At 61.9% G+C, this 13,651-nt stretch carries 15 protein-coding genes; 2 read left to right on the plus strand and 13 right to left on the minus strand.

Translation table 11 applies throughout. The annotated features are described in order from the left end of the window. Positions 1-12 precede the first annotated feature (12 nt). The 11 genes from fliP to fliF all read right to left on the minus strand — a co-directional run bounded on the left by fliP (position 13) and on the right by fliF (position 9,686). Positions 13-774, minus strand: a complete 762-nt coding sequence (gene fliP / locus ACJ8OK_RS03215) for a flagellar type III secretion system pore protein FliP (protein ID WP_004934802.1) — start codon at positions 772-774, stop codon at positions 13-15. Continuing rightward, positions 771-1,175, minus strand: a complete 405-nt coding sequence (fliO, locus tag ACJ8OK_RS03220; protein ID WP_082996678.1) for a flagellar biosynthetic protein FliO — start codon at positions 1,173-1,175, stop codon at positions 771-773. The genes fliP and fliO overlap by 4 nt, the downstream gene beginning before the upstream one ends. Continuing rightward, a complete protein-coding gene (fliN, locus tag ACJ8OK_RS03225; RefSeq protein WP_004934799.1) occupies positions 1,175-1,591 on the minus strand; it encodes a flagellar motor switch protein FliN in 417 nt (138 codons plus the stop codon). The genes fliO and fliN overlap by 1 nt, the downstream gene beginning before the upstream one ends. Next, the gene (gene fliM, locus ACJ8OK_RS03230; protein WP_004934798.1) at positions 1,584-2,588 is read right to left on the minus strand and encodes a flagellar motor switch protein FliM; all 1,005 of its coding nucleotides are present in this window, start codon (positions 2,586-2,588) and stop codon (positions 1,584-1,586) included. Before fliM ends, fliN begins: the two co-directional genes overlap by 8 nt. A gap of 5 nt (positions 2,589-2,593) precedes the next feature. Beyond that, positions 2,594-3,079 carry a flagellar basal body-associated protein FliL gene (gene fliL, locus ACJ8OK_RS03235; protein ID WP_015378245.1) on the minus strand — a complete coding sequence of 162 codons (486 nt, stop codon included), beginning with the start codon at positions 3,077-3,079 and terminating at the stop codon, positions 2,594-2,596. A gap of 165 nt (positions 3,080-3,244) precedes the next feature. Continuing rightward, on the minus strand, positions 3,245-4,474 hold the full coding sequence (locus tag ACJ8OK_RS03240; RefSeq protein ID WP_060559814.1) for a flagellar hook-length control protein FliK: 1,230 nt from the start codon (positions 4,472-4,474) through the stop codon (positions 3,245-3,247). Then, complete coding sequence (gene fliJ, locus ACJ8OK_RS03245) at positions 4,471-4,917, minus strand: flagellar export protein FliJ (protein WP_033632758.1); 447 nt, start codon at positions 4,915-4,917, stop codon at positions 4,471-4,473. The genes ACJ8OK_RS03240 and fliJ overlap by 4 nt, the downstream gene beginning before the upstream one ends. A 21-nt stretch (positions 4,918-4,938) precedes the next feature. Continuing rightward, positions 4,939-6,300 carry a flagellar protein export ATPase FliI gene (gene fliI, locus ACJ8OK_RS03250; RefSeq protein WP_004934781.1) on the minus strand — a complete coding sequence of 454 codons (1,362 nt, stop codon included), beginning with the start codon at positions 6,298-6,300 and terminating at the stop codon, positions 4,939-4,941. Beyond that, entirely contained in the window at positions 6,300-7,004 is a 705-nt protein-coding gene (gene fliH, locus ACJ8OK_RS03255; protein WP_442530385.1) for a flagellar assembly protein FliH, read from the minus strand. Before fliH ends, fliI begins: the two co-directional genes overlap by 1 nt. Further along, entirely contained in the window at positions 6,997-7,989 is a 993-nt protein-coding gene (gene fliG, locus ACJ8OK_RS03260; RefSeq protein WP_004934775.1) for a flagellar motor switch protein FliG, read from the minus strand. The genes fliH and fliG overlap by 8 nt, the downstream gene beginning before the upstream one ends. Then, positions 7,986-9,686, minus strand: coding sequence for a flagellar basal-body MS-ring/collar protein FliF (gene fliF, locus ACJ8OK_RS03265; protein WP_048323986.1), 1,701 nt, complete (start codon positions 9,684-9,686; stop codon positions 7,986-7,988). The genes fliG and fliF overlap by 4 nt, the downstream gene beginning before the upstream one ends. Positions 9,687-10,001: 315 nt before the next feature. Between fliF and fliE the strand changes: the two genes are divergently transcribed. Then, complete coding sequence (gene fliE / locus ACJ8OK_RS03270) at positions 10,002-10,316, plus strand: flagellar hook-basal body complex protein FliE (RefSeq protein ID WP_082996680.1); 315 nt, start codon at positions 10,002-10,004, stop codon at positions 10,314-10,316. A gap of 244 nt (positions 10,317-10,560) precedes the next feature. On the opposite strand, the gene ACJ8OK_RS03275 is transcribed toward fliE, so the two are convergent. After that, positions 10,561-11,160 (minus strand): FMN-dependent NADH-azoreductase, encoded by a 600-nt coding sequence (locus ACJ8OK_RS03275; RefSeq protein ID WP_085336690.1) that lies wholly within the window; start codon positions 11,158-11,160, stop codon positions 10,561-10,563. Between the two features lie 128 nt (positions 11,161-11,288). On the opposite strand from ACJ8OK_RS03275, the gene ACJ8OK_RS03280 reads away from it, so the two are divergent. Continuing rightward, positions 11,289-12,218 (plus strand): LysR family transcriptional regulator, encoded by a 930-nt coding sequence (locus tag ACJ8OK_RS03280; protein ID WP_213929051.1) that lies wholly within the window; start codon positions 11,289-11,291, stop codon positions 12,216-12,218. 466 nt (positions 12,219-12,684) lie between these two features. Here the strand turns inward: ACJ8OK_RS03280 and ACJ8OK_RS03285 are convergent, their stop codons facing one another. Continuing rightward, positions 12,685-13,545, minus strand: a complete 861-nt coding sequence (locus ACJ8OK_RS03285) for a helix-turn-helix transcriptional regulator (protein ID WP_033632764.1) — start codon at positions 13,543-13,545, stop codon at positions 12,685-12,687. Positions 13,546-13,651 lie beyond the last annotated feature (106 nt).

Consider the following 13,651-nt stretch of genomic DNA (forward strand, 5'->3'; position numbering starts at 1 on the left):
TCCGGTCAGGGGTTACGAATAGAAGCTCTGCGCCAGCGAGCCGAGCAGCAGCTGCCAGCCATCGACCAGCACGAACAGCATCAGCTTGAACGGCAGCGAGATGGTGGCCGGCGGCACCATCATCATCCCCAGCGCCATCAATACGCTGGCAACCACCAGGTCGATAATCAGGAACGGAATGAACACCGTAAAGCCGATCTGGAAGGCGGTTTTCAGTTCGCTGGTGACGTAGGCGGGCAGCAGGATGCGCATCGGCACCGCTTCCGGGCCGGCCAGCGGCGGCTGATTGGCCAGTCTGGCGTACAGCGCGAGATCGGTTTCGCGCGTTTGGCGCAGCATGAACTCGCGCAGCGGCTGCGCGCCTTTATCCAGCGCGACCTCCAGTCCGATCTTGTCCTGGCTGAACGGCAGGTAGGCGTCCTGATAGACCTTGTCGAACACCGGCGACATGATGAAGAAGGTCAGGAACAGCGCCAGCCCCAGCATCACCTGGTTCGGCGGCGCCGACGGCGTGCCCAGCGCATTGCGCAGCAGCCCGAGCACGATGATGATGCGGGTGAAGCTGGTCATCATCAGCAGCATGGCGGGCAGGAAGGTCAGCGAGGTCAACAGCACCAGCGTCTGCACCGGCAGCGACCAGCTTTGGCCGCCGTTGGCCAGCGGCTGGCTGATCAGCCCCGGCAGTTGTGCAAAAGCCGCCGGGCTGATCAGCAGCAGGGCGGCAGGGAGCCAAACCGCCGGACGGCGGACGAGGGTATGAAGAGTCGAGGTCATGCCGATTTTTCCGGGCGTTTCAGAACTTTTTGCATCAGTTGGCGGAAGTCCGCCGGTGTCGCCGCGTTGGTCTCGCCTTCGTCTTTCGGCGGGGCGGGCAGGGTGTGCAGCGGGGTGATCTGCTGGGCGGTGACGCCCAATACCAGCAAGGTGTCGTCGATTTCCACCACCACCACGCGCTCACGCTGCCCGACCTGGCAACTGGCGCGCAGGTTAAGCAGTTTGTTGTTGCGCGCCTGTGGGGCGAACCCCAGCCGACGGAACAGCCAACCGGCCAGCAGGATCAGCAGCAGAATGCCGCCGAGCGCGCTGCTGACCTGCATCAACACCGAACCGGCCGGCAGGGCCGGCGCGGCGGGGTGTTGGGTGCTTTGCACGGTAACGGGCGCCGCGGCGGTCATCAGCGGCTCAGTCGACGCATGCGTTCGGATGGGGTGATGATGTCGGTGATGCGCACGCCGAACTTGTCGGCCACCACCACCACTTCACCTTGTGCGATCAGGTAACCGTTGATCAGGATATCCAGCGGTTCGCCGGCCAGGCCGTCCAGCGCCACCACCGAGCCTTGCGACAGGCGCAGCAGCTCTTTGATGGTCATCTTGGTGCGCCCCAGTTCCACGGTCAGCTTGACCGGAATATCCAGGATCAGGTCGATATCCTGCAGGCTGCCGAGCGCATCCTGAGCTTCCAGCGACTTGAACACCCCTTCGGTGCTCGCGCCGGATTTCTCTGAAGACTGCTGCTCGTTAAACGCATCAGCCCACAGATCGTCTACGGATTCCTTTCCTTCGCCAGACGGTTGCTTAGGATCACTCATTGGGCTGTTCCTCACTCAGAGCATTCAAAATAGGGTTAATCAAATGTTCAACACGCAGGGCGTATTGCCCGTTCAACGTGCCGTATTGGCTGGTCAGAACCGGTACGCCGTCCACATGGGCGATCAGGCGTTCCGGCTTGTCTATCGGTAATACATCGCCCGGTTGCAGCTTCAGGACTTTCGACAGCCGCATCGGGATATCGACGAAGTTGGCGATCAGCTCCAGTTCGGAATGCTGCACCTGCTTCACCAGGGTTTCGCGCCAGTGGCTGTCTTCCTGCCGCGAATTTTCCAGCGGCGGGTTGGTCAACAGCTCGCGCAGCGGCTCAATCATCGCGAACGGAATGCAGATGTTGAACTCGCCGGTCAGCGCGCCGATCTCCACCTGGAACGGCGTGGTGACCACGATGTCGTTCGGCGAGGTGGTGATGTTGGTGAACTTCACCTGCATTTCAGCGCGCACGTACTCTACGTCGATCTTGTAGATGGCGCTCCAGGCGTCGCCGTAGGCGTCCAGCGCCAGGCGCAGCATGCGCTTGATCACCCGTTGTTCGGTCGGGGTGAATTCGCGGCCTTCGACCTTGGTCGGGAAGCGGCCGTCGCCGCCGAACAGGTTATCGACGGCGATGAACACCAGGCTCGGCGCGAACACGAACAGGGCGGTGCCGCGCAGCGGATTCAGATGCACCAGGTTCAGGTTGGTCGGCACCGGCAGGTTGCGAGCGAACTCGTGATACGGCTGGATTTTGATCGGGCCGACGGTAATGTCCGGGCTGCGGCGCAGCAGGTTGAACAATCCCATCCGGAACTGCCGGGCAAAACGTTCGTTGATGATTTCCAGCGCGTGCAGGCGCTCGCGCACCACGCGGCGCTGGGTGTTCGGATCGTAAGGCTTGACCTCGCTCTCTTTGCCGACCACCGCCTCGGGTTCATCACCCGCGCTGTCGCCGTTGAGCAAGGCGTCGATCTCTGCCTGTGAAAGAATGCTATCGCCCATAGTGATTACCGCAGTATGAAGGCGGTGAACAGCACGTCGCTGACCACCTGCTTCGGTTGTCCCTTAACCAGCGGCGGGCTGAGCACGTCCTTAATCTGCGCCACCAACTGTTGCTTCCCTTGTTCATTGGCCAGCTGGCTCGCTTCCTGACGGGAGAGCAGCATCAGCAGACGGCTGCGCACTTCCGGCAGAAAATCGTTCAGCTGGCGGCGGGTACTTTCGTCCGGCAGACGCAGCGTGAGGCCGATGTACAGCACGCGATCCGGGTTGTTGTCCGGCGTCACCAGGTTGACGGTAAAGGTGTCGAGCGGCATGAACACCGGCGCCGCCGGCGGTTGTTCTTTGACGGCGGCCGGTTCGGCGCCGTTTTTATGCTGTTGCAGCAGCCACCAGCTGTAACCCGCGGCGCCACAGGCGACGACGCTGATCAACACCAGCAGGATGACCAGAAGGGGGCGTTTCGGTGCTGCCGGAAGGGAGTTCTGAGACATAGCCAAATCTAATTCCTGTTGTTCCACCCGCGGCCTGTGAGGCGGCGGGCATAGCGCGCGGCAAAGCCGCACGCATGACATGTAAAGGTATTATCGCGTCTATTGTGGCGTGCAATAGCCTGAATAGACGCGCAAATGGGTGCCAGCTTGGGCGTTTGCGGCGGCTCAGGCGAAAATATCGACGCCGTTGACCGCGCTGGCCATGCGCTGCAACGCCACTGGCGCGCTGACGCCGTCGGCGACCGCCGCCTCGCCGCCAGAGTGTTCAGCATAGCTGGAACGCCCCTGGCCGTTGGAGGCCTGCTGCTGCGCCTGTTGCCATTGCGGGGTGGACTCGCCGCCCACGCTGCTCTGCCCCAGGTTGATACCGCTCTCCGCCAGCGCGTGCCGCAGCTGCGGCATCGCCGCTTCCACCGCCGCACGCACCTGGCCGTGCGCAGAGGCGATGTGCAGCTGCGCCTGCTGGTCGTCCAGTTTCAGCGTGATCTGCAAGGCGCCCAGCTCCTGCGGGTGCAGGCGCAGTTCGGCGCTCTGCTGGCCGTTGCGGTGGAACATCAGCACCTGCTGGTTCAACGCCTGCTGCCATTCCGGGCTGCCCAACTGCGCGTTGAGCTGCGGCGTAGGCGGTGCACTTACCAGCGCGCTGGCCGGGGCGGCCGTTTGCGTCGGGCTGGCGGCGGCCAGGGCGACAGCGTGATTGAGCGTCGGTTGCTGCTGCGCATCGCTCGCCGGCAGCGGCTGTGCGGCGTTTGCGCGTTCACCGCCGGTCGGCTGCGGGAGCGCTGCGGCAGCGTTGTCGCCATCGGTAGCCGGCGTTTTCGCGCCCGTCACCGCCGGAGCGGGGGCCGCCGACGAACGCGCGGCGGTGTTATCACCGGCCGCCACGATGTTCAGCAGGCCGTTGCCGGGCTGCAGCGCAGTCGCCTCGTCAGCGTTTTCCATCGGCAGCGACTGTTGACCTTCGGCCGATTGCGCCTGAGCGACGATCGCGGCCGGCAGCATGGCGTACAGCGCCTGCAGCGTCGCGGCATCCAGCTCTTTGGCGGCGACGATCGGCGGCTGCGCCGGTTTATCGCCGGCGGCGGGCGCATCGCCTTCAACGGCTTCAGAAGAAGGCGCGTCGGCTGAGGCTGACAGGTTCGGCAACAGGCCGCCGCGCTCGCCGAAGGTGGCCAGCAGCTGATTGAGCTGGTTGCGGCTCAAGGCCGGGGCGCGTTCATCGTCCGCGCTCAGCGTGGCCGGCTGAGGTTTGCCATCGGCGGCGGGCGCGAAACGCGCGCCGAGCAGCTGGGCAAAAGCGGACGACAGCTGGCTTTCGTCCAGCGCCGAGGTCAGTTCGGTCAGACCGCCGGCGTCGCCGGGTAAGGCCAGGCCGGGCAGGGCGTTCAGATTCATGGGTTGATATTCCTTTGTGCGCTGCGTTGAGCGAATTCATCCATCAATTTTTGATCCCGTTTGTTCTCCTGCTGCTGCTCCGCGTTCATTGCGCGGGTATGCAGGGTGTCGAAAGCGTTCAGCCGCTGTTGTTTGTCTTGCCATTGCTTCACCGCGTGATCCACTTTCTGCCCCCACTGCAGCAGCTGCTGGCGGTGCTGGTCGATGGCCTGCTCCAGCGTGCCGATAAACTGCTGGTAGTTTTGCCAGCGTGAGCTGTCCATGCCGTCGCAGAGCGTATGATTCAGCTTCTGGCGGTATTCGTCCTGATAGTTGAGCAGCATCGACAGCTGTTGCTCCGCCGCCTGCTGCGCCTGCCGGACCTGGCCCAGCTGTTGCGCGGCTTGCTCCACCGCATCCTGCGCCAGATCGCGCAGGGTAATCAGGGGGGATTGTGATTTCATCGCTGTGCGCCTCTGGTGACGTTAAACAATCAACTGCTGCAGCTGTTGACAGGCTTCATCATAGCCGCTGCGTTCGAAGATACCCTGCTGCAGGTAGGCTTCCATCTGCGGGTACAGCGTCATCGCTTTGTCCAGCAATGGATCGCTGCCCGCCGCGTAGGCGCCGACGCTGATCAGATCGCGGTTGCGCTGATAGCTGGCCAGCATCTGTTTGAAGGTGCGAACCCGGCGATAATGCTCTTCGTCGATCAGCGACGTCATGGCGCGACTGATTGACGCTTCGATGTCGATAGCCGGGTAGTGGCCGGCCTCCGCCAGCCGCCGCGACAGCACCACGTGACCATCAAGGATGGCGCGCGCCGAGTCGGCGATCGGGTCTTGCTGATCGTCCCCCTCGGTCAACACGGTGTAGAAAGCGGTGATGGAGCCGCCGCCGCTGATGCCGTTGCCCGCGCGTTCCACCAGGGCGGGCAGCTTGGCGAAGACCGAAGGCGGATAGCCTTTGGTCGCCGGCGGCTCGCCGATGGCCAGGGCGATCTCACGCTGCGCCATGGCGTAGCGGGTAAGGGAGTCCATGATCAGCAACACGTGCTGCCCGCGATCGCGAAAATCTTCGGCGATGCGGGTGGCGTAGGCCGCTCCCTGCATGCGCAGCAGCGGCGACACGTCCGCCGGAGCGGCGATCACTACCGAGCGCGCGCGGCCTTCGGCACCGAGAATGTTCTCGATAAAGTCTTTGACCTCTCGGCCGCGCTCGCCGATCAGGCCAACGACGATCACGTCCGCCTGGGTATAACGGGCCATCATGCCGAGCAACACGCTCTTACCGACGCCGGAGCCGGCGAACAGGCCCATGCGCTGGCCGCGACCGACGGTCAGCAGGCCGTTGATGGTGCGCACCCCCACGTCCAGCACCTGCTCGATCGGCGTGCGCTGCAAGGGGTTGAACGGCGCGGTGATCAGCGGCGCGCGGTAACCGGTTTCCGGCGAAGGCAGGCCGTCGAGCGGTTTGGCGCTGCCGTCCAACACGCGCCCCAGCAGGGCCGGGCCGAGCGGCAGCTGTTTGCCGGCGCTTTGGCCTTCCGGCGCGATGCGGGCGTAAACCCGCGCGCCCGGCACGATGCCTTCCACTTCTTCCAGCGGCATCAGGAACAGCCGCTGGCCGTTGAAGCCCACCACTTCGCTTTCCACTTCCTGCACTTCACCGGCGTCGTGCCGTTCGATGAGGCAGGTCGCCCCGAGCGGCAGCTGCAGGCCGGTGGCCTCCAGCACCAGCCCGGTGGCGCGGGTCAGGCGACCGTAGCGGCGCACCGTCGGCGCGCGGGCGATGCGTTTTTCCAGCGTATCCAGAGAACTCAGCCAGCGGCCGAGACGCGCGGTCATCAGACTTCTCCCGGTGCCGCCAGGCGGCACAGTTCATGCCAGCGCGTCGCCAGGCTGGCGTCGAGATCGCCTTCCTCGGCGCTGACCTTGCAGCCGCCCGGATGCAGTTCGCCGTCCGCCAGCAGGCGCCAGCCGTGCAGGCTGAGGGTAACCCCCAACTGCTGCTCGACGCGTGGGTAGTCGTCCGGGTGGACCCGCAGCTGCGGCTTGCTGTTGAACATCGGCTCCTGCTGAATCAGCTGTTGGATCTGCGCGAGCAGGGCGGTGCCGTCGCACACCGGCGGCTGGCCCAGCACCTGTTTGGCGGCGGTCAACGCCAACTGCATCAACCGTGACGCGATCACGCTGTCGAGCGCGTCCAGCGTGTGCTGGAATTCGGTGACCAACTGCTGCCAGTGAGCGGTCAGCGGCTGTTGCTGCTGCTGCGCTTCCAGCAGCCCCTGCTGGCGGCCTTCCTCCAGACCGGACTGAAAACCGGCCTCGTAACCTTTCTGCTGGCCGTCGGCATAGCCCAGTTGCTGGCCCTGTTGCTCCGCCTGCAGGCGCAGCGTCGCCAGCTGCTGCTGCAATTCGGCCTGCGCGTCCGGCGACGGATCGTCAAGTTCGAGCTCCGGCAATGGCGGCAGGTCGAGAACCGGTTTCTGTTCGCCCAAATCGTTGAGCGACCAGGGCTGCCAGGGCAGGGTGTTAATGCGATCAGACATAGGTGTCCTCGCCGCCGCCGATGATCATTTCGCCGGTTTCCGCCAGGCGTCTTACCACCAGCAGGATGGCTTTCTGCTCGTTCTCCACCTGCGACATGCGCACCGGCCCACGGTTGGCCAGGTCGTCGCGCAGGATGTCGGCGGCGCGTTGCGACATGTTCTTGAGGAACTTCTCGCGCAGCGGCTGTTCGGCGCCTTTCAACGCGATCAGCAGCGACTCGCCTTCCACTTCCTGCAGCAGGCGTTGGATGCTGCGATCGTCGACTTCCACCAGGTTTTCGAACAGGAACATCTCGTCGATGATCTTCTGCGCCAGCTCGCCGTCGTATTCGCGCATCGCGTCGATGACCGCTTCTTCCTGCTGGGTTTTCATCAGGTTGATGATCTCGGCGGCGGTGCGCACCCCGCCCATTTTGCTGCGCTTGAGGTTCTGGCCGTCGAGCAGGTTGTTCAGCACTTCGGTCAGCTCCGCCAACGCCGCCGGCTGCACGCCGCCGAAGGTGGCGATACGCAGCATCACGTCGTTGCGCAGGCGTTCGTCGAACAGGGCCAGGATGTCTGCCGCCTGGCCGCGTTTGAGGTGCACCAGAATGGTGGCGATGATCTGCGGGTGTTCGTCGCGGATCAGATCGGCGGCGCTCTGCGGCTCCATAAAGTTGAGCGTTTCCATGCCGGTGGTGGTCTCGCGCGATTCGAGAATGTCTTCCAGCAGGCTGGCGGCGCGCTCTTCGCCCAGCGCCTTGACCAGCACCGAGCGCAGGTAGTCGCTGGCGTTGACGCTCAGCGCCGCGTATTGCTCGGCGTCGTCTTCAAACTCGGTCAGTATCTCGCCGAGCTGTTTGTGTGAAACCTGGCTCATGCCGGCCATGGTGCCGCTCAGCAGCTGTACTTCGCGCGAGGAGAGGTGTTTGAACACCTCCGCCGCGCGATCTTCACCCAGCGTCATCAGCAAGATGGCGCTTTTGTCGGTTCCGGTCAGGCTCATATCTCGTTACTCATCCATTGGCGGATTACCAGAGCGACCACGCGCGGGTCTTTGTCAGCCAGATCGCGGATCCGCTGGCTCTGGACTTCTGCGCTGACGCGCTGCTGCGATTTGCGACGCTGCGCCAGCTCCTCGTTGCTCGGTTTGTTGCTGTCGACCGCTTTGGCGGCAGGGGCGTTGGCGGCGGCGAGGGCGGCCTGTTGCGCGGCCTGGCGCTGTTGCAGCTGCGGCCGCACCAGTTTGCGCCACAGCAGCCAGGCCACCAGCAGCACCAGCAGATAGCGACCCGCGTCGATCAGGCGATCGATAAACGACTGGCTTTGCCAGAACGGCAGTTCGCCACCGGTCACCTGGCTGTCGGTAAACGGCGTATTGACCACGTTCAGGGTATCGCCGCGGCTGCTGGAGTAGCCCATCGCTTCACGCACCAGCGCTTCGATCTGCGCCAGCTGCTCTTTGCTCATCGGCTGCGGTTTGCCGTCTTTATCAGTGCCGAGGTAGTTGACCACCACGGCGACCGACAGACGCTGCACGGTGCCGGCTTTGTGCTGGGTATGGCGGATGGTGCGATCGAGTTCGTAGTTGGTGGTCGCGTCGCGTCGGGTATTTTGCGGCACGCCGCCGGCCGCCGCGCTGCGGGTGGCCGCGGCGTTTTGCGCGGTGGCGTTGGCGTTGTTGCCTGCCGCGGTGGCCGGCTTGGCGGTTTCAATCGGTGCGGTGGCCGGCGCGCTCGGTTGGTTGGACAGCGCGCCCGGCACGCCACCCACCTGCGGCCCGCCGATCTGCTCGCTCAGGCTGGTTTGCTGGGAGCGGATAGCGGCTTTGTCCGGCTGCTGGTTCGGCTGGTACTGTTCATCGGTTTGCTCGCGCGTGGCGAAGTCGATCTGCGCCGTGACCTGCGCACGCACGTTGGCGCTGCCGACCACCGGGGCCAGGATCGCTTCAATGCGGCGCTGGAAGCCGTTTTCCACTTCGTTGGCGTATTTCAGCTGCGAAGCGTTGAGATCGCGCCCGGTGCCGTCGGACTGGGTCAGCAGGCGGCCGGCCTGATCGACCACGGTCACATTGCCCGGCGGCAGGCCGGCAACGCTGCTCGACACCATATAAACGATGGCGTTGATCTGGCCGTCGTCCAGGGCACGGCCGGGTTGCAGGGTGAGCGTTACCGAGGCGGAAGGGGATTTCTGTTCGCGCACGAACAGCGAAGGTTTAGGCAGCGCCAGGTGAACGCGGGCGTTTTGCACCGGCCCCAGCGATTCGATGGTGCGCGACAGCTCGCCCTCGAGGGCGCGCTGATAGTTAATCTGCTCGCTGAACTGGCTGATGCCGAATTTTTCCTGATCCAGCAGTTCGAATCCGACGGCGCCGCCTTTCGGCAGCCCTTGCTGCGCCAGACGCAGGCGGGTTTCATGCACCTTTTCCGCCGGGATCAGCAGCGCCGCGCCATTCTCGGCAAAGCGGTAAGGGATATTCATCTGCGTCAGCTGGGTGACGATGGCGCCGCCGTCGCGGTCGTTCAGATTGCTGTACAGCACGCGGTAGTCGGGGCTTTTCACCCACAACAGCAGCGCGACGACGATCGCGATCGCGGCGGAAGCGGCGACCAGCAACGGAATTTTCGGGTTGGCGCGCAGACGGTTCCAGATGGCCTGCAGGCCGTTGTCGCGGCTTTCGCCGGCGGTTATCGAAGCACTCATTTTAGGTCTCGTCCTTCAATGGCGCTCACGATCCCGTACGGGCCGCTGAGCAGCTCCCTGCCAGGCTGATGAACGGTATGGTTAGCGTTGTGTGACAAAACAGACTCCCTGATACACATATCTTCTAAATAGCGGCGCTCCCATTTCTGGGCAGGCCATTATTCGCCTTATCAGACAATTCCGATTGCCCGATAAGCCGGGTTTTTTGCAGTTAATTAACCGCTTTAGGTCCGAAAACGCTGTGCTAGGGTGTGCATCATTGGAGAAGTGCAGGGTGAAAACGTCACCCGGCGAGACGAGAGGATTGAGGACCAGATGGCGATTCAGGGCATTGAAGGGGTACTGCAGCAGATGCAGATCATGGCGGTTCAGGCCGGCAAGATGGGGCAGAATGCGGCGCCGCAGGGCGTCAGCTTCGCCAGCGAACTGACCGCGGCGCTCGGCAAGATCAGCGATACCCAGCAAACGGCGCGCAAACAGGCGCAGGACTTCGAGCTGGGCGCGCCAGGCATCAGCCTGAACGATGTGATGGTCGATCTGCAGAAATCGTCGGTCTCTTTGCAACTGGGCGTGCAGGTGCGCAACAAGCTGGTGGCGGCCTACCAGGACATCATGAATATGCCGGTGTGATGAACGTGCCGACTATTTTTCAGTGAAATTTGGTTCGGCGCTGTTACCTTAGAGTGACGGCCAGTCCGACAATGCTGAAGCCGCAGCGCCAGCCGAGGAAAAAAAACCAGCTATCGAAATAGCTGGTTGAAGGTGCGATAAAACATTTATGTCATGTAGGAGCGTCGACACCCGCTCGAGGTGGCGTCAACGCGATTATCATATTTGTTATGTTATAACAAATCAATGCTGCCGTGCGTTTGCTTCAGCCCGCCAATTCTGCGATCTGCCGGTGGGCGTTCGCCAGCCCCTGATCGCGGCCGTGCGGTTTCATATCCAGCCCTTCGGCATAGATAAATTGTACGTCGCCGATCCCCATCAGCCCCAGCACCGAACGCAGGTAGGGCGTTACGGCATCGGTCGGATGCCCGGCGTGCATGCCGCCGCGTGAACTGAATACCAGCGCATTGACGCCTTCCACCAACCCCACCGGGTAGGTGGCGGTATAGTTGAAGGTCATCCGGGCGCGGGCTACCAGATCGAACCAGTTTTTCAGCTGGGTCGGGACGTTGAGGTTGTACATCGGCGCGCCGAGCAGCAGAAGATCGCTCTCTTTCAGTTCGGCAATCAGCCGGTCGGAGAGCGCCACCGCCGCTTTGGCGCGTGGGCTGATGTTTTCCGCGCCGCGCAGCGCACCGAACAGCTCGCCGTCCAATACCGGCAGATCCAACGCCGTCAGATCGTGTTCGACGATCCGATCTTCGTGTCCTTTCGCCTTACGCGCCGCCAGATAGCGGTCAATCAGGTTATTGGTCTGCGAGTCATTTCCCATAATGCTGGATTTGAGTACCAGTATTTTTTTCATGCTGTTGTCCTCTGACGGTCATCTGTGGTTTTCACCGGGGATTCGGAATGACAGCAGGTTATCATTGCTTGATGTTCACCAGTGGTGATAGGTTTTCACTAAATTGGTTCCAATTTGGAAACGTTAAGATGAAAAGCGATCTGAGTGCGCTGCCGGCCTTTGTTGCCGTAGCGGAAGGCGGCAGTTTCGCCGCCGCCGCAGAGAAACTGCATCTGACGCGCTCTGCGGTCAGCAAAATCGTGTCGCGTCTCGAGGCTCGGCTTGGCGTGATGTTGTTTATGCGCACCACGCGCAGCCTGAGCCTGACGGATGAAGGGGCGCTGTACTATGAGCACTGCCGGCAGGCGTTGGCAAACATTCAAACGGCGGAAAACCAGCTCGACAGCGGCAAGATGCAGGTCAGCGGCCGGCTCAGAGTCTCGGTGCCGGTGCTGTTCGGCCATTTGTGCATTGCGCCCGTGTTGACGGCGCTGGCGAATGAGCATCCCTTACTGACGCTGGAGATTTCATTCAGCGACCGCAGGATCGATCTCGTCGACGAGGGGTTCGATCTGGCGGTGCGCATTGGCGAGCTGGCGGACAGCGGCAGCCTGGTTGCCCGGCGCTTGGGCGAACACGGCATGCTGCTGTGCGCCTCGCCCGATTATCTGCAGCGCTGCGGTGAACCGAGAACGGTAGAGGCGTTAAGCCGACATCAGGCGGTGGGGTATCTGCACGCCGGCGCCGTGCTGCCCTGGCAGCTTCGCGGCGAAAATGGCGAGCTGCGGCCGTTCAGGCCACCGGCCAAGATGATGATGGATGACATGCAGGGGATCGTCGATGCGGTGTCCGCCGGCGCCGGTATTGCCTGGTTGCCGGAGTGGCTGGTGTGCGAGCGCTTGATGGCGGGGACGTTGGTGGAGATCATGCGCGGTGAGCCCAGCCTCAGTTTCCCGGTGAACGTCGTGTGGCCCTATATGCCTTACCAGCCGCTTAAGGTGCGGCTGGCGGTAGACAAGCTGGTGGCGGAGCTGCCGGGAAAATTGGCGCTTGCGGCACCGTGGGTATCGCATCGCTAATGGCCGGTGCCACAACCGACTAATGTACCGAATAGAGGGCAGAAAATGGTGCTGTCAGGTTTATTGAATGCGCAGGTGACCGTTTATTATTACGTGATTAGTAGGGTTATTATTCGAGGCCGGTCAATGAGCACGAAAAGCGAATCCAGATGGCGTCTGATCAGTATTTTAATGTTGGCGCTGCTGGCGGTATTAATTGGCGTTCTGGTTAAACTGGACTGAAGTCTGACCAGACGATAAAAAGCCTGGCCGTTTTATTGTGCGGCCAGTAAACGCATCATCTCTTCTTCATTCAGTAAGGCTAACAGCCACAGCCCCAACAAAATTATTGCCAGAGAAAATAATCGCTTTTCATTACGCATCATTTAATTCGCTGTTCGGCGGATGGGCGTTGCTTAGCGTATCTCAGCGTTGTTACAACCGTTAGGGACTTGTGTTAAATAAAGCCATTTTGTTGCGCGTCTATTTATGTTTCTCCGGCGACCATCGCCTCAACGCCCTGAGAGCCGGGTTCCATAATCCTTTGATGGCCGCGAATGGCGGTAGGCGCGAAACCGAAGCGTTTGCGAAAACGTTCGGCGAAACGCGATGCGCTTTCATAACCCACATGTTGCGCGATGGCGGAGATCGGCCAGTCGGTCGACTGCAGCAGGGCCAGCGCGCTACTCATGCGCACGTCGATCATCAGATTGCGCAATGCGGTATTTTCCATCGACAGTTTGCGGCGCAACATCACTTCACTCATCGACAGGCTTTCCGCGACTTTGGCCGCCGTCCAAATGCTGTGCGGGTCGGTCGCCAGGCAGCGGCGCACGCGCTGCGTCAGATCCTTGGCTTCGTTGTGAATAAAGCGAATGCCGAATTGGGCCAGCCACAGCAGAATTTCCAGCATTTTATGCCGCACGATGATGGTGGGAAAGCGTTGCCGCAGCGTCAGCGCCAGGCCGGTGGTTTCAAAACTGTGCTTGAGGGCGCAGGGCAGGTTGCGCAGCGCCAGGACGGCATCGAACGGCATCGCCGCCGGCGTTTCCTCGGCCGGAGGTTGGACGGTGAGCAACAGGGGATCGCAGGTCAGCAACTGACAGCTGAATACGCCGTCTTCGGACGGGCCGTTAATAATGTCCACCGTTTGCCCGCCGTCGATAATCAACAGCTCGCCGGGATGAGCGACCACTTCGTGTTGTTGCCAGCGTACGCGCTTATGGCCTTGTTGTATCAGATACAGATGTGGTTGCTCAAAATAGACTGAAGGGAATAATAATTCAGTATGCTGAATGATGTGCGCTGAGGCGCCAATTCCAGGACAGAGATTAATTGTACGTTCCATCGATATTCATTTCGCAGCCATTATCTGAGAATATCTTTACGCTTTGATCAGCGTTGGAGCAACATTTTTCCATGGGCCGTGAAACACAGCGGCGTGTTTTATCTAT

The sequence above is a fragment of the Serratia sp. CY71090 genome, from assembly GCF_052166845.1.
Lineage (GTDB): Bacteria > Pseudomonadota > Gammaproteobacteria > Enterobacterales > Enterobacteriaceae > Serratia > Serratia nematodiphila.

Excerpts from the sequence above, each read along its gene's own strand:
- fliM (WP_004934798.1), bottom strand. The coding sequence starts at position 2,588 with ATGGGCGATAGCATTCTTTCACAGGCAGAGATCGACGCCTTGCTCAAC.
- fliE (WP_082996680.1), top strand. The coding sequence starts at position 10,002 with ATGGCGATTCAGGGCATTGAAGGGGTACTGCAGCAGATGCAGATCATG.
- fliO (WP_082996678.1), bottom strand. The coding sequence starts at position 1,175 with ATGACCGCCGCGGCGCCCGTTACCGTGCAAAGCACCCAACACCCCGCC.
- fliN (WP_004934799.1), bottom strand. The coding sequence starts at position 1,591 with ATGAGTGATCCTAAGCAACCGTCTGGCGAAGGAAAGGAATCCGTAGAC.
- ACJ8OK_RS03280 (WP_213929051.1), top strand. The coding sequence starts at position 11,289 with ATGAAAAGCGATCTGAGTGCGCTGCCGGCCTTTGTTGCCGTAGCGGAA.
- fliL (WP_015378245.1), bottom strand. The coding sequence starts at position 3,079 with ATGTCTCAGAACTCCCTTCCGGCAGCACCGAAACGCCCCCTTCTGGTC.
- fliG (WP_004934775.1), bottom strand. The coding sequence starts at position 7,989 with ATGAGCCTGACCGGAACCGACAAAAGCGCCATCTTGCTGATGACGCTG.
- fliF (WP_048323986.1), bottom strand. The coding sequence starts at position 9,686 with ATGAGTGCTTCGATAACCGCCGGCGAAAGCCGCGACAACGGCCTGCAG.
- fliP (WP_004934802.1), bottom strand. The coding sequence starts at position 774 with ATGACCTCGACTCTTCATACCCTCGTCCGCCGTCCGGCGGTTTGGCTC.
- fliI (WP_004934781.1), bottom strand. The coding sequence starts at position 6,300 with ATGACCGCGCGTCTCGGCCGCTGGCTGAGTTCTCTGGATACGCTGGAA.
- fliJ (WP_033632758.1), bottom strand. The coding sequence starts at position 4,917 with ATGAAATCACAATCCCCCCTGATTACCCTGCGCGATCTGGCGCAGGAT.
- fliH (WP_442530385.1), bottom strand. The coding sequence starts at position 7,004 with ATGTCTGATCGCATTAACACCCTGCCCTGGCAGCCCTGGTCGCTCAAC.
- ACJ8OK_RS03285 (WP_033632764.1), bottom strand. The coding sequence starts at position 13,545 with ATGGAACGTACAATTAATCTCTGTCCTGGAATTGGCGCCTCAGCGCAC.
- ACJ8OK_RS03275 (WP_085336690.1), bottom strand. The coding sequence starts at position 11,160 with ATGAAAAAAATACTGGTACTCAAATCCAGCATTATGGGAAATGACTCG.
- ACJ8OK_RS03240 (WP_060559814.1), bottom strand. The coding sequence starts at position 4,474 with ATGAATCTGAACGCCCTGCCCGGCCTGGCCTTACCCGGCGACGCCGGC.